At 35.9% G+C, this 14,732-nt stretch carries 16 protein-coding genes and 1 riboswitch; of the genes, 6 read left to right on the top strand and 10 right to left on the bottom strand.

What is annotated here, in order from left to right:
- Positions 1–100: 100 nt before the first annotated feature.
- The 6 genes from ASU02_RS12155 to ASU02_RS12180 all read right to left on the bottom strand — a co-directional run bounded on the left by ASU02_RS12155 (position 101) and on the right by ASU02_RS12180 (position 4,437).
- Entirely contained in the window at positions 101–400 is a 300-nt protein-coding gene (locus ASU02_RS12155; protein ID WP_057763927.1) for a metal-sulfur cluster assembly factor, read from the bottom strand.
- A 12-nt stretch (positions 401–412) separates the two neighbouring features.
- Positions 413–1,657 (bottom strand): hypothetical protein, encoded by a 1,245-nt coding sequence (locus tag ASU02_RS12160; RefSeq protein ID WP_057763930.1) that lies wholly within the window; start codon positions 1,655–1,657, stop codon positions 413–415.
- A gap of 160 nt (positions 1,658–1,817) precedes the next feature.
- On the bottom strand, positions 1,818–2,024 hold the full coding sequence (locus ASU02_RS12165; RefSeq protein WP_057763935.1) for a DUF2249 domain-containing protein: 207 nt from the start codon (positions 2,022–2,024) through the stop codon (positions 1,818–1,820).
- 5 nt (positions 2,025–2,029) lie between these two features.
- On the bottom strand, positions 2,030–2,263 hold the full coding sequence (locus ASU02_RS12170; RefSeq protein ID WP_053476748.1) for a DUF2249 domain-containing protein: 234 nt from the start codon (positions 2,261–2,263) through the stop codon (positions 2,030–2,032).
- Between the two features lie 40 nt (positions 2,264–2,303).
- Positions 2,304–2,993: a Crp/Fnr family transcriptional regulator gene (locus ASU02_RS12175; RefSeq protein WP_057763937.1), complete on the bottom strand. Its 690-nt coding sequence runs from the start codon at positions 2,991–2,993 to the stop codon at positions 2,304–2,306.
- A 286-nt stretch (positions 2,994–3,279) separates the two neighbouring features.
- Entirely contained in the window at positions 3,280–4,437 is a 1,158-nt protein-coding gene (locus ASU02_RS12180) for an MFS transporter (RefSeq protein ID WP_057763939.1), read from the bottom strand.
- Between the two features lie 203 nt (positions 4,438–4,640).
- Here ASU02_RS12180 and ASU02_RS12185 point away from each other — a divergent pair, with 203 nt between their 5' ends.
- The 3 genes from ASU02_RS12185 (at position 4,641) to ASU02_RS12195 (ending at position 7,482) form a co-directional block, all read left to right on the top strand.
- Positions 4,641–4,874 carry a DUF2249 domain-containing protein gene (locus ASU02_RS12185; protein ID WP_057763941.1) on the top strand — a complete coding sequence of 78 codons (234 nt, stop codon included), beginning with the start codon at positions 4,641–4,643 and terminating at the stop codon, positions 4,872–4,874.
- A gap of 118 nt (positions 4,875–4,992) precedes the next feature.
- Positions 4,993–6,507 carry a carboxypeptidase M32 gene (locus ASU02_RS12190; protein ID WP_057763944.1) on the top strand — a complete coding sequence of 505 codons (1,515 nt, stop codon included), beginning with the start codon at positions 4,993–4,995 and terminating at the stop codon, positions 6,505–6,507.
- Between the two features lie 57 nt (positions 6,508–6,564).
- Positions 6,565–7,482, top strand: coding sequence for a DMT family transporter (locus ASU02_RS12195; RefSeq protein ID WP_057763946.1), 918 nt, complete (start codon positions 6,565–6,567; stop codon positions 7,480–7,482).
- 35 nt (positions 7,483–7,517) lie between these two features.
- Here ASU02_RS12195 and ASU02_RS12200 read toward each other — a convergent pair whose 3' ends face one another.
- Genes ASU02_RS12200 through ASU02_RS12210 form a run of 3 tightly spaced genes read right to left on the bottom strand, consistent with a single transcriptional unit; the run spans position 7,518 to position 9,820 of the window.
- Positions 7,518–9,170, bottom strand: a complete 1,653-nt coding sequence (locus ASU02_RS12200) for a b(o/a)3-type cytochrome-c oxidase subunit 1 (protein ID WP_057763948.1) — start codon at positions 9,168–9,170, stop codon at positions 7,518–7,520.
- A complete protein-coding gene (locus ASU02_RS12205; protein WP_057763951.1) occupies positions 9,170–9,646 on the bottom strand; it encodes a cytochrome c oxidase subunit II in 477 nt (158 codons plus the stop codon). Before ASU02_RS12205 ends, ASU02_RS12200 begins: the two co-directional genes overlap by 1 nt.
- Before the next feature lie 21 nt (positions 9,647–9,667).
- A complete protein-coding gene (locus tag ASU02_RS12210; RefSeq protein WP_057763952.1) occupies positions 9,668–9,820 on the bottom strand; it encodes a cytochrome c oxidase subunit 2A in 153 nt (50 codons plus the stop codon).
- Between the two features lie 383 nt (positions 9,821–10,203).
- Positions 10,204–10,305: riboswitch (purine riboswitch) on the top strand.
- Positions 10,306–10,450: 145 nt separating this feature from the next.
- Between ASU02_RS12210 and ASU02_RS12215 the strand changes: the two genes are divergently transcribed.
- The 3 genes from ASU02_RS12215 (at position 10,451) to ASU02_RS12225 (ending at position 13,246) form a co-directional block, all read left to right on the top strand.
- On the top strand, positions 10,451–11,047 hold the full coding sequence (locus ASU02_RS12215; RefSeq protein WP_057763954.1) for a xanthine phosphoribosyltransferase: 597 nt from the start codon (positions 10,451–10,453) through the stop codon (positions 11,045–11,047).
- The gene (locus tag ASU02_RS12220) at positions 11,044–12,351 is read left to right on the top strand and encodes a nucleobase:cation symporter-2 family protein (protein WP_057763956.1); all 1,308 of its coding nucleotides are present in this window, start codon (positions 11,044–11,046) and stop codon (positions 12,349–12,351) included. The genes ASU02_RS12215 and ASU02_RS12220 overlap by 4 nt, the downstream gene beginning before the upstream one ends.
- Positions 12,352–12,868: 517 nt before the next feature.
- Entirely contained in the window at positions 12,869–13,246 is a 378-nt protein-coding gene (locus ASU02_RS12225; RefSeq protein WP_057763958.1) for a PH domain-containing protein, read from the top strand.
- Positions 13,247–14,097: 851 nt separating this feature from the next.
- Here the strand turns inward: ASU02_RS12225 and ASU02_RS12230 are convergent.
- Positions 14,098–14,556, bottom strand: coding sequence for a chemotaxis protein CheX (locus tag ASU02_RS12230; protein WP_082631778.1), 459 nt, complete (start codon positions 14,554–14,556; stop codon positions 14,098–14,100).
- Between the last annotated feature and the right edge of the window lie 176 nt (positions 14,557–14,732).

Consider the following 14,732-nt stretch of genomic DNA (forward strand, 5'->3'; position numbering starts at 1 on the left):
TTCTATTTCTATTTTAAAACAAAAAAGACTGTAGGCAAACTCGATTTTCATCGAGTTTGTCTACAGTCTGAAATCCCCTCACAATGAGGGGATTTTCTTATTAACGTCCGATCTGCTTTAATCCATCCGGAGTCATCTTTTCAGGTGACCATGCGGGTTCCCATACAAGATTGACCTCGACCTTTGAGATTTCTTCCATCTCCTCAAGACAGTATCTAACACCGCTAGTAATGCTATCATGCAAGGGACATCCAGGTGTTGTTAATGTCATGGTAACATAAACAGCATCTTCCTCTGGAAACTCGATATCATAAATTAAGCCTAAATCGACAACATTTATATTAAGCTCAGGATCCATTACTCTTTTTAAATTACTTAGTACTTTTTCTTTTAATGTCATGATAGAACCCTCCTATTTAGTAACTACTTTGGCAATGGCAATACATAATAAGAAGCAGGCGATTGTAAATATTAACTGACCAGAAATGAACAGTGCCTCGCTGCCGATGAAAAGAGAAAGAGCTACACCAATTATTCCGATAACTAGACAAGCAAACACAGGTGTAGATGCACGATCATTGACCATATCCTTTAGTGCGGGAACATCCTTTTTTCCGATTTCCTTGCTGTATTTTGCTGTCCACCATAAGAAGGGGACAATTTTATATAAATAGCCAATGATACTAAAGGCAATCCAAAAGAATAAATACATCATTAATAAAGGCCCGACTGCTTTGTGGAAAACACCAAATACTGCAGTGATAAACGCAGCCAAATGAATCAAGCCGCCGCTTAAAATGGCAATCAGTGCAAATGTAAACGAGCGATCAAGCTTTTTCTTTACCCTTTTCTTTAAGATGATTGAAATATGATAAATAAATATGGAAAAACCAATGAGCTGCAGTAATAGACCAACAGTTAAGGCAATGTTTGAATCGATAAAGAAGGAGATAATCGCAACTAGTAATCCTCCAGCATAAAACGGATAGACAAACTTTGAAGGCTTCATGCTATATCCATGGGATAGTGAGAACATCGGCACCATCTTATAAGAAAATCCAAAAATGAGCATTGTAAACCAGCCAGCCGTTCCAAGCAGTAAATGGCTTTTAAAGATCGCGAAATATTGATCTGCCGCCGCACCTGATTTCATGCTATAAAGCATGGTGATTCCAAGGCCAATCGTTAGAAGCAGACAAACTAATGCTGTTCCGACATATAAGGTTAAAATATTGGGTTTTGCTTGTTTACGCAAGGTCATAAACATTTGAAAAAGGAACATAAGTATCCCGATTAACGTGATGATTCCTGGGATGAGCGCATTTTGTGGATCGTGAAATAAGAAATGCGCGAATGCAAAAGTCCCAATTGCGGTCACACCAAATTGAATAAAGCCAAATTTTTCATTCCAAATAGGGGTCAGAAAAGCGACAGGAACGAGCTGGTACATCGCTCCCATCGCAATCATTAGCGCCCAGCCTAAAATGAACAGATGCGCTGCCGACCAAATGCCAGGAACACGGAATTGACCAACTATTAAAAAATCGCCTTGAAACAAAAGTAAAATTTGTGATGCCATCAAAGCGATCATGCTGACAAAAATAAAAGAAAATGGAAGTTTGATATTTGTCTCATTGCCTGAAGCTGAAGGAACCATCTTCATCACCTTCTTTTTATAAGAAAATTTATAAGTGAATGTAGTGTATTTCTATGAATAATTTGATCTGCTTCTAGCTCCAGCGCCTCCCCCTTCCTTCACGTGAGTATTGTCTTTCGCTTATCGGGGGTGATCAAGGCACTTGCGCATTTGTTTTTTTTTATTTTGTTATTTCTATTAAATAACTTCCATCTTCCCGTTCAGATGTTTTATGTTTGTATCCTTTTTCATCTAATTGTTCATATAAAAACATCGGTCTTCGATCATTAATAATTGATAATGTCTCACCAGCAGGTAAGGATTCCAGCGCGTCAAGTGTCCTCATCATTGGCTGAGGCGGTTCAAGACCTCGATTATCTAGAATCATAGCTATTACCCTCTCTTCGTAAAAGTAACTTTCCAATGTTTTTTCTCTAATTCTTCTGCTTCGTGCTCAAACCCTTTTGCTTTCAATACGGTAAATAGGGGAGCTGGCTTAAATGGAGCATGCAGAATAAAAACATCACCTTTTTCCAGGCCGTTTATTGCTTGCATGATCTTTTGAAATGGTTCTAGTTTGTTTTTTATATCTTCCCTGACATCTAGTTCTATCACTTTGTTTTCCATTCGTACTCTCTCCTTTTATTATGATTAATGAAATATATTATTATAGTATTTCTTGTTTAAGACCATCCCGATTAACTAAAAAGAAACCTTCTTCATCCGTTAACAAGAAATCCTTTTTCTTTAATTGGCTGATTGTTCTGCTCACGGTTTCCCTTGAAGTTCCGATCATGTTTGCAAGTTCCCGATTGGTAAAATGAGTAGTGATTTTATATAAATCATCTAATTTCATGCCATTCGTTTTGCAAAGCCTTAAAAATAGCATAATAATTTGCTCATACGTATTATGAAGAATTTGTTCCTCCAGCCGATTTTGTAAATCGACAATCTTTTCTCCTAATACCTTAAACAGCTTAATACAAAGCAAAGGATTAGAAAGGAGGATTTTTTCAAAATCATCAATCGGGATTGTTATTAATTGTGCTTCTTCAATCACTTCCGCATGTGCCGGATAATTCCCTTGTCTGAAGAACCCTGCATGCGGGAACATTTCTCCCGCTTCTAACACGGAAACAATCTGTTCTCTGCCTGATGTATCTGTTTTATAAATTTTTATTTTTCCCGAATGGATGAAGAACACACGATCAAGCGGATCACCCTGCATAAATACGTATAATTTATACTTATATAATCGGGTTTGGGCAATCTCTACAATATGGGATAGTTCCTCTTTCTCTAAATCTTTAAATAGAGGAACAGCCTTGAGGCGTTTTTCAATATCCTCAATTCTCAATTAGTTCACCTTCTTACAATTTACTAGCTTAATATAAACCAAGTGTAGCATGATATTTTTGGTAAATAAGTGACCTGAATCATAGCAAGTAAATAATTTGATTCTCATTCTCAACTAAAAAAAAGCAAAAGAAAAGGAACCCACACCTAAGTGGATTCCTTTTCTTCCGCACAATCGAAACAAAGTGTTTGTTGCTCTTCTGTATGAATACCATTGAAAAAACCATCAATACAGTAGAGATCCTTCCCGCATAAGTGACATTTACTTACGAGTTCTCTCAAGAAAATCACTCCATTCGTTCATGTAAAGCTGCTTTTCTTTTAAAATAAATGAACATCCAAATGCAGTTAGCAATCAATAGGCAGGCTGCAATAATAAATCCTGTACCAAAAGAAACTGATAAAATGCCTGTTATTGAAGATCCTGCAACAACACCGAGTGAGAAAAATGCATAAAATAACCCAAATGCTTTTCCTCTTGTTTCCTCATCGGTTTGTTCAACAAGCATGGCAGATATAGATGGAAATAAACAGGCAAAGCCAGCACCGTATAAAATCATACAAATAAATAGGTATGGAAGAGAAGCAACTAGGCTTAATAGAATTAAAGCAAAGCCAATGACGCTCATTCCAAGCAACATGGTATGATGATGCTGATATTTGTCAAAAATCCTGTTTGTCGGCAAGCCGAAAATTAAAATCGCAGTAATTCCGAATGTACTAAGAAGCATCCCGCTATAATGAGTTCCATAGTTAAGGGATTCAACCTGTAAAGGAAGCATATATGCTAAAACACCTTGAGCAAACATAAGTGAAAAAGCACCAATGAAGCTGAAGGCTAATATAGGAGTCTTCATAATGGAAAGCAGCGTTTTAAAAGATGATTCGACCTTTCTGCTCTTTGAAATAGCTGTATTTGGCAAAATAATAGCTGAACAAACAGCAATCAGCAGCATCAAGAAAGCGATGATCAAAAACACCCATTCAATATTGTATTTGGAAGCGACAATTCCTCCAAAAGCTGGACCAATAATAGCAGAAATACCAACAGCAACGCCTGAAATTGCCATTGATTTTCCTTGTTTGCTCTCCGTTTCTCTATTTGCAAGAACAGTAAATGCAGCTGGAACAAGAAAACCGCTAAATAAACCATGAAAGAACCTTACGGCCATTAACTGTCCAGGTGTAGATACGATTGTATAAAGAAGCAAAATGGCAGCAGTTAGGGAAAAACCAAATAGTAAAACCTTCTTGCCTCCCTGCTTATCAATCCAATAACCGGCCAAAATATTACCAAACATGTTTGAGAATGAGTACATACCGACAATTAAACCAATGAAAGCGGGGGAAGCACCTAGGCTTTTAGCAAAAGGGCTCATGATTGGCAATTGGGAGAACATATCGAAAAAAGAAATCAAAACGATAATTAAGATAAATTGTTTCATATAATCTAATCTCTTCCTATTTATATAAATTTCCTTCTTCTTATTATAACTGTTTCTAAAAAATAAAACGATAATTGTTCCTTATGAACGGATATTTTGGCTGTTGGGGAAATATCATAGGATAAATGTGACCCCTCTCACTAATTGTTTCCCTTTAATTATATAAAATGAGGTTGTTAATAAATGAATAGGGGGAAAGAAACATGAAAGAATTTGCTCAAACAGTCAATGCACCTGATTATCCGCCAAGAGAAAAGCACCCAACGATTTTTAAAGCATTTGATTCATTACAATCAGGCGAGTGTATGCAATTAATTAATGATCATGACCCTAGACCATTACAATATCAATTTATGATGGAAAGAGAAGATCAATTTACTTGGGAATATCTTGAGGAAGGTCCTGATACCTGGAGAGTAGCAATCGGAAAGAAATAAACCCTAGCTTGTTATTATTGAATGAGTAGGACAACAGTAAACCGCTGTTGTCTTTTTCCATTTTTCGAAAGAATATGATAATATAAAAGAGCGTAAATGAAAATGAGGGGGAACATGAATGAGCGAGGCTGTAAAACTAGTAGAAAAAGAGTTTTTGGATTACGTGAAAAAGATGGAAGCATATAAAGAAGCTCTCGGATTAATTTATTGGGATCTACGGACAGGTGCTCCAAAACAAGGGGTGGAACAGCGCTCAGAAGTAATTGGCATGTTATCCACTGATGTATTTAAAATGTCTACATCAGAAGAAATGGAATCTTACATAACAGAATTAAGCAGTAATGAATTAAATCTATCTGAGATTACAAAGAAAACATTGCTTGAATGTAAAAAGGAATATGATCTTAATAAGAAAATTCCTGCTGAAGAGTATAAGGAATATGTCATTCTCCAGTCAAAAGCTGAAAGTGTTTGGGAAGAAGCAAAAGCAAAATCTGATTTTGAAATGTTTCGCCCATACCTTGAAAAGCTTGTAGCAATGACAAAGCGTTTTATTCAGTATTGGGGTTTTGAAGGGAATAAATATAATACATTATTAGATATGTATGAATCAGGTGTGACAGTGGAAGTTCTTGATCAAGTATTTGGCCAGTTGAGAGAAAAAATTGTCCCGCTTGTACATAGTATTTCACAGTCAGATCAAAAGTTAGAAACTAACTTCTTATTTGAACATTTTCCTAAGGAAAAGCAGCGTGAATTTAGTTTAGAAATTCTCAAGCAAATGGGCTATAACTTTAATGCTGGGCGCCTTGATGAAACTGTTCATCCATTTGCGACAGGGTTAAATCCTGGAGATGTTCGGGTAACAACCAAATATGACGAAAACGACTTTCGGACTGCCGTATTTGGTACGATTCATGAAGGCGGTCATGCATTATATGAACAGAATATCTCAACAGATTTAATTGGCACACCATTATGTGATGGAACCTCGATGGGAATCCATGAATCACAATCCCTATTCTATGAAAACTTCGTTGGACGGCATTACTCTTTCTGGAAAAAGAATTATGATTTACTAAAGGAGTATTCTGAAGGACAGTTTGATCAAGTTAGCTTAGACGACTTTTATAGAGCGATAAATGAATCGAAGCCTTCCCTTATTCGAATAGAAGCAGATGAATTAACCTATCCATTGCATATTATTATTCGTTATGAAATTGAAAAAGGCTTATTTAATGATGAATTGGAAGTGAAAGATCTTCCAAAAATCTGGAATGAGAAATATGAACAATACTTAGGTGTTAAGCCAGAAAATGATGGGCAAGGAGTTCTGCAGGACGTTCACTGGTCAGGCGGAAGCTTTGGGTACTTCCCTTCATATGCATTAGGATATATGTATGCAGCTCAATTGAAGAATGCGATGATCAAGGATCTTCCAAACTATGATCAGTTAGTAGAAGAGGGGAATCTTTTGCCAATTAAAGAGTGGTTTACTGATCATATTCACAAATATGGAAAGATGAAAAAGCCTCTTGATATCTTAAAAGATGTTACTGGTGAGGAATTAAATGCAAACTATTTAATTGATTATTTATATGAAAAGTATAGCAATGTGTATCAATTAAAATAAGAAGGATGAAGGGGATGGCAGCTGTCATCCTCTTCCATCATATATGGAGAGAATGCTTTGAAGAATATATTGCCTTATATCATGATTGCATCAGGAGCAAGCCTTTGGGGGATTATTGCTTTCTTTGTCAAAGGGTTAGGAAACTATAATTTTACCGCAATGGAAATTGTCGCAATTCGAGTAATATTTGCTGCAATTTTCCTATTAATCATCGGAATAGTCCGTTACCCGAAAGAGATGAAACTGAAACAAGTGAAAGATGTCAGGCTGTTTGTCGGGACTGGAATTTTAAGTATTGTTTTTTTTAACTTTTGCTATTTTACAACCATAAGTCAAATGAATATTTCTGTTGCAGTGATTCTTCTATATACTTCCCCTGCTTTTGTGACGATCCTTTCCTTTATGTTTCTAAAAGAAAACTTAACCATAACTAAGATCGCAGCAGTGGCAGGGACCATCATAGGCTGTGTATTAATTGCGGGAATATCAATGGGTGATAGCAATATTACTTTTATTGGAATTATAACTGGATTAGGATCAGGGCTAGGGTATGCGTTATATACAATATTTGGAAAGTTTGCTCTAGAAAAATATCAGCCTTTCACAATTACTTTATATACTTTTCTTATTGCGGCAATTGCACTCATTCCGGTAACAAGGCTCTGGACCAAGCTTGAAGTAATAATGGACATAAATGTTTTGCTTTATGGGATAGGCTTAGGATTAATTCCTACTGTACTAGCTTATTTCTTATATACCTGGGGACTAGAGAAAACTGAGGGGAGCAAAGCAGCCATTATTGCAACAGTAGAACCTGTTGTTGCAACTGTTTTAGGCGTTTTGCTTTATGGTGAAAGGCTTGGGGTTTTTCAGATCATTGGTGCTTTATTAATCATAGGATCCGTATTAATCGTCAACATTTCTTTCCGGAAAAAGAGAATTAACCAAAGTGAAGACACGGATTTGGCACAATGAAAAACACTCCGATTGATTGATCGGAGTGTTTGATTTTACCAGAGTTTAAATCCTTTTGATCCCGGAGGTGCATTTTGAATTAAATCAATGAGCGGCAGGGTATAAGCGAAAACGATAAGTATCGCAGAAATTCCAAGCCATAACTTCCAATTATCGAAGACTAATGGTGTTTTTTCTGCCCCTTTAGCTACTTCACCAACAGGGAATTCTTGTTCTCCTTTAGGTGCAAAGAAAGCAAGATTAATAAAGACATAAATCATAAGAATGATGGAAATGAATAGAATTGATCCACCAACTGCTTGAGCAATTTGGTATGGTACCCACTCCGCTGCTTGAGCCGAACCGCCGTAATCAGAGAATGCAGAACGACGTGGTCCTCCAAGCAGCCCCTGAATATGCATAGAAGTTGACATGAATAACATACCAATTGTCCATGTTATCCCTTGGATCATCGCTAATTTATTCATTTTTTTCGTTAAAATTCTACCTGTTAAGTGAGGAATTAACCAATAAGCAACTCCATAAAATGTTAGAATAACAGCAAAGGCCACAGTCATATGGAAGTGTCCAGTAATCCAAATCGTATTATGGACAAGCTGGTTCATTTGGTGTGAAGCATTGACAATACCGCCTGCTCCGCCGGGAATAAATCCTAGCATACCAATGAATGGAATTGTAAATCTTGCATCTCCCCATGGCAACTTTTTGAACCAGCCAAAAAGTCCTTTTGCGCCTTTTGAACGTCCATAGCTTTCAAACGTAGCGAATAATGAGAATGCGGTCATTAAAGAAGGAATGACAACTAAGAAAGTTAAGATAACTTGTATAAACTTCCATGCTGGATCAATACCAGGCTCTACTAACTGATGGTGTAAGCCGACTGGAATTGAGAAAAATAAAAGCAATACGAAAGATAAGCGTGCTAAAGAATCAGAGAATATTTTTCCGCCAATAATCTTCGGAATAACAGCATACCAAACCATATAAGCTGGCAATAACCAGAAGTATACAAGCGGATGTCCAAAATACCAGAATAATGTTCGAGAAAGCCCAACGTTAATCGTTTCTACCAAACCAAGTGACCAAGGCAATATTTGGAATAAAACAGTTGTCGCAACACCAATCGTAGCGATATCCCACATCATTAATGTAATAACAGCCATAAAGGTTAATAATGGACTTGATTGACCTGGATTAGCTTTTCTCCATTCACCATATTTCATGAAAACAGCTGCACTGCCTACCCAAGAACCAACGACAACTAATGTTAGTCCTATGTAAAATACTGCATGTGCTTGCAATGGTGCATAGAAAGTATAAAGTACAGATGCTTCATTCAATAGGATCATAATAGCTGCCATGATTGTACCAATTGTTAATAAAGCAAAACTAATCCATCCTAAAGTACGCTGGCGATTTGTATAAGTACCTGCAGTTTTACTAACGACTGCATGTAGGAAACCCATAATAAAGAAAGTAGTCATAACGAGTGCTAAAACAACGCCGTGCAAGGTTAATAATTGATAATATCCAATTCCAAAGGGTAATTCAAATTTGCCGGATCGAACGAAAGTTTGTAATAAACCTGCTAGACCCCCTATTGCCAAAGCAACGATGAAAACATAGAAGTGAGCCATTGCTAGTTTTCCATCACGCGGATCCACCTTAAGTTTCGCTTGTATGTTCATTATTCAACCACCTCAATCATCGAGTGCATCATATGGTGTCCAACACCACAATATTCATTACATACAATTAAGAATTCACCTGGATTTTTAAATGTTGTTACAACTTCACTTATATATCCTGGTTCAAGCATCATATTGACATTTGTACCCGCAGCTTGGAATCCGTGCATAACATCCTTTGATGTAGCGATTACTTTTACCTTTGCTCCAAGCGGTACTTCGACGCGTGCCGGGCTATAAGAGAATGCAGAAGCTACAAAAACTAATTCGTAATCCCATTCTTTTCCTTCTACCTTTTTCAGTCCTGGCTTATCAAATGGTGCAGTGGTGTCAACCTTTTCAGGATCAATTGTTGCCAAACAGCTTGGCGGCTGGTTTCCAAGATAAAATGCGCTGACACCGATTACTGTTAGAAATACTAACAGCGCACCAAACCCAAAAATAAGCCAGATCTTTTCAAACTTATGCATGTGCATGGTTTTTTTCCCCTTTCATTATTAACGGCTTAAAAATAGCATATAAAGTCCAACCCATGTAATAATTAGGATAGCTCCTAGAATCATTACGGAAGCTAATGTTCCTTTTAGATTTGTACTATCTTCAACTTCAGTTTCAGTATCTATCTTCCTGTTGAGTTCCGTCTTCGCCATTTTCTTTCACTCCCTTCGAAAATTTGAAAAAAGTAAATGATTACAATTTCATAATACAAGACAATCGCTAAGAATCTACACCGTTATTGGGATTTCACAAAATGTTCATTCCTAACTTAATTACTATAGTAATAGTGAAAAGTTGATTTTTCAGTGATAAATATCACGTCTAGAGTGTGATAAATGTGAAGAAATTGTGAAGCTTATTATGGTATCTTGACAAGTTGTTTATCAAACAGAATATTTCGTGAAATCAAGTGGAATTCTAGTTATATAGAAGGAATTGGAAAACACGAACATTTTTATTATTTAAATAGAATATAGTTCGTTTTGTTTTTAGGAAAACTGTTGATTTTTTAATAGAGGATGATATAATAATTTTATTAATTTAATAGTCTTTCACTCATATAATCGCGGGGATATGGCCTGCAAGTTTCTACCGAGTTACCGTAAATAACTTGACTATGTGTGAGCAATGGATAGGGACTTTTGTCTCTATCTTGCCATTCACTTTACTTTGTAAAGCCTGATGGTCATTGCTTCACTCATTTATGATGTGAATGCATTGTCCCTCAGGCTTTTTTATATTTATTTGACCTGAAGGAATCATTAGAGGAGGTAACAAACAACATGGACTTACTTATTCAAACGATTAAAGAGGAAGGAATGGTTCTGTCAGATACGGTATTAAAAGTGGATTCCTTTCTAAATCATCAGATTAACCCTCAACTAATGTTTGAGATCGGGAAGGAATTTGCAAATCGCTTTAAAGAGGATGGTATTACAAAGATCGTAACGATTGAGTCCTCTGGAATTGCTCCATCCGTTATGGCCGGCTTGCAATTAGGGATTCCAGTTATCTTTGCTCGAAAGAAGAAATCACTGACACTAGTTAATGATTTATTAACGGCAAAAGTTTATTCCTTTACAAAGCAGGAATCAAATGATATATCTGTGTCGAAAAAATATTTAAGTGAAAATGACCGTGTTCTAATTATTGATGACTTTCTTGCGAATGGTCAGGCTGCTATTGGACTAGCAGAAATAGTTAAGCAGGCAAATGCTGAAATTGCGGGAATTGGAATTGTTATAGAAAAAGGTTTTCAAGATGGTGGCAAGCTTTTGCGGGAGCAAGGCTACAGAGTTGAATCACTGGCAACTATACACTCATTAAATGAAGGAAAAGTTATATTTACATCGGATAAGACAGAGGAGGCCGTACGATGAAACAGCATCCATTTAAAATTGCATCACTAGGTATCCAACATGTATTAGCCATGTATGCAGGAGCTGTTATTGTTCCGTTAATTATTGGGGGAGCACTTGGATTAACAGAGGAACAGCTTACTTACCTCGTTTCAATCGATATTATGACAAGTGGCGTAGCTACCATCCTTCAAGTATGGAGAAATAAATATTTCGGCATTGGACTACCAATTGTTCTCGGATGTACGTTTACTGCAGTAGCTCCAATTATTGCAATAGGCAATTCATACGGGATTTCGTCCATTTATGGAGCCATTATTGTATCAGGTATTTTTGTAGTCATAATTGCTAAATACTTCGGAAAGCTTGTTCGGTTCTTCCCTCCAGTTGTAACGGGTTCTGTTGTCACGATTATAGGGATCACACTTGTACCAGTTGCGATGAACAATATGGCTGGCGGGCAAGATAGTCCAGACTTTGGTTCATTGTCTAATATTGGGCTTGCATTCGGTACGTTAGTTTTCATTGTTCTCCTTTTCCGTTTTTCAAAAGGATTTATTCGGTCTATTTCGATTTTAATTGGATTAATTGCTGGAACAATTGTTGCTTTCTTTATGGGGAAGGTTGATTTTAGTGCTGTTGGGGATGCTTCATGGTTACATGTGGCAAAGCCATTTTATTTTGGAATGCCAACTTTTGAAATCACCCCAATTATTACAATGATTCTTGTTGCCATGGTAAGTTTAGTTGAGTCTTCTGGTGTTTATTTTGCCCTTGGGGATATTTGCGAAAAGAAAATTGAAGAAAAGGATCTTGTTAAAGGCTATCGTGCAGAAGGTTTAGCTAGTATTATTGGCGGGATATTCAACTCTTTTCCATATACAACCTATTCACAAAACGTGGGTCTTATCCAAATTTCAGGTGTAAGAACAAGCAATGTCATTTATACAGCTGCTGGGATGCTAATCTTACTTGGGTTTGTACCGAAAATTGGTGCACTCACAACTGTTATCCCTCCATCCGTTCTAGGAGGAGCAATGATCGCAATGTTTGGAATGGTTGTTGCTTCAGGCATTAAAATGCTGAGTAAGGTAGAATTTGCATCACAGGAAAATTTATTAATTATTGCCTGTTCTGTAGGGATGGGTCTTGGAGTATCTGTTGTACCTGGCTTATTTTCGCAGCTTCCAGAAAACATTCGTATCCTAACAGAAAATGGAATCGTTGCAGGAAGCTTAACGGCTATCCTGTTAAATATCTTATTTAATGAATTAAAAATAAAACAAAAACAGCCTGAAATCATAGAGGAGCCAAAAGCTTCTTAAGGCAGTTTAGTTTACTATGGTTTTGCCGGAAGTGATTGAATTTTACTTTAAATACTACACATATTTATGGTGATAAATATGTTAAAACGTCATCAACATTTTCTTATCTATCAACACAAAAGATAAGATTTTGGAGGTGGCGTTTTTTTATTATTAAAAGAAATAAGAATCAATTTATAGAATACATAGAACGTTTTAAACAGAGGAGTATCAGAGTATTAATATAATAGATTTACTTACTCCTATGCAGGATGTGACGGAGGGGGATGTAAGGGTTATAGATATGATTAATAACATTATCATTAAATTATATACATCCATTGTGCAGCAGCATAGAGAGATTTTGTTACAACGTCAATTTGCCCCCGCTTCACTGTTTTTAATTTTCAAAGTAATCTAGGGATAAGCTATACAATATTTCATTTGAATTTTAAAAGTTTGGATAAAGTATCATCAGTTGAAAAAATTAGTTATCATGAACATGAATTTTAAAAAACCAAATTTCAGGAGGTTTAAAATGGGGTTTTTTGATGGTTTAATGGGAAATGTATCAGAAGTTGATATTAAAGCAGTTGAGAAAGAATTAGAGGTAATTGCTGTTCAAAATGAGAGGGTAGAAAAGGCATATATATTAATTAGGGATTTAATTGTTTTTACTAATACTCGTTTAATTCTAATTGATAAGCAAGGAATGACTGGCAAGAAGGTTGAATATCATTCCATCCCTTATAAAAGTATTACACACTTTAGTGTAGAAACTGCTGGAACTTTTGACATGGATGCAGAATTAAAAATATGGATATCAAGTACAACGAATCCAATATCGAAACAATTTAAAAAAGATAATAGTATTTTCGATGTACAAAAAGCATTGGCAACGTATGTTTTAAATTAATGAATTTTTTAGGAGTTTGGAAAAGCCCAAGCTTCTTTTTTATTGGAGTCGAACACACAATATCCAATCAAATTGACATAATCAATCAAAATAAAAAAGGCAGCTGCTTTATTAATATCTTAGAAAGTTTTACGTTGAAGATAAAGTTGTTTCTAAATCTGATAATAAAGCAGCAGAATTAGCAAATTATCATTTTGAAATATGGGGTGAACTGAAAAGTAGGTTTCTAGAACTTTTTTTGATTGATATTTATCCATTCTACCTCTCAGTTCAGGAAAGAGCACTGTAGCGGATTTTGTTTTGTCAGTTGTTGTAAATTACCGTTGCCAGGAATATGAGTGGAAAAAATTATGAATAATGCAAAGCTTATCTGACAGTTAAAAGTTGATGATAATGGAATCTAATTAATAATAATGGATGATAATAATTACCTTAAAAGAGGGGTGGGAAGGATGTCTGTCGTTATCTAGAATCTGAAGTTTTTTTTCGAGTATACTTTTGTTTTTTACTGAGGACGGAATCGTCGCAAGAAGCTTGACTGTTTTCCAGAGTGTCTTATATATGTTTGAAGCAGCGGAAAGTTCCTTAATAAGATTTTTTTCACACATTTATCAAAGGAGTAATATGATAGCTTATAGTTCTCTTGCAGGATGTGGATAGAATATGATGGAGAAATATTATTGTGATAACTGTAGGTTATTATATAATGAGGAAGGAAATTGTTCAGTGTGCGGTACACTTGTGAAAAACAAGCTAGTCATCGAGGTGCACAAACAGAATAGCTCGAAAAATTATACAGAACCGGAGTAATCCGGTGTTTTTTTGAAGAAAACGGTACTGCATGTACCGTTTTAGCTTCCTTCTATCATAAGCACAATCATTAGATCCCCAACATTTTGAATTTGAATAGGTAATTTTAATGCCTTAGAAAAACCATAAACCTTCGCACCTCCAACAAGTACAGTTGGTGGGGTAATATCCATTTCAAATCCTTTATCGGAAATAAAAGTAGAAAGATTGCCAGCGATCATATTTCCAAGTTCTCCAGAAAATGATTCCAGCATTTCACCTTCAAGTGCCATTCCAAACATTGCCTCGCCAATTTTGCCAAAAACAATCGAATCCCCATCAATTATTATTCGGCCTCTTACATCGCCTGTCATCCCGATTAAGACACCTATAGAATGCTGCGTGAAAGGTTGTGTAAATAAGGAAGGTTTATCTACAGTGATTTCTAACGGCACTATGGATTTAACTGCCTGTATAGTTCCGTTTAAAATGTCTGTTACACTTTTCGTAATTGTTGTCACACCGCATTCCTCCAATAAAAAGCTATTTTTAATATTATCATATTTGTCGAATTTTAGATGTAAAGAATCATAAAAAACTATTCAAATTTTTCATTGTTGATAGGTAAAACAGAACTTGGAAAATATTTGTTAATGAAGAGGAGAAGAAAAAATTTTATAATAAATGTGCACAACAA

The sequence above is a fragment of the Cytobacillus praedii genome, from assembly GCF_001439605.1.
GTDB classification, from domain to species: domain Bacteria; phylum Bacillota; class Bacilli; order Bacillales; family Cytobacillaceae; genus Cytobacillus; species Cytobacillus praedii.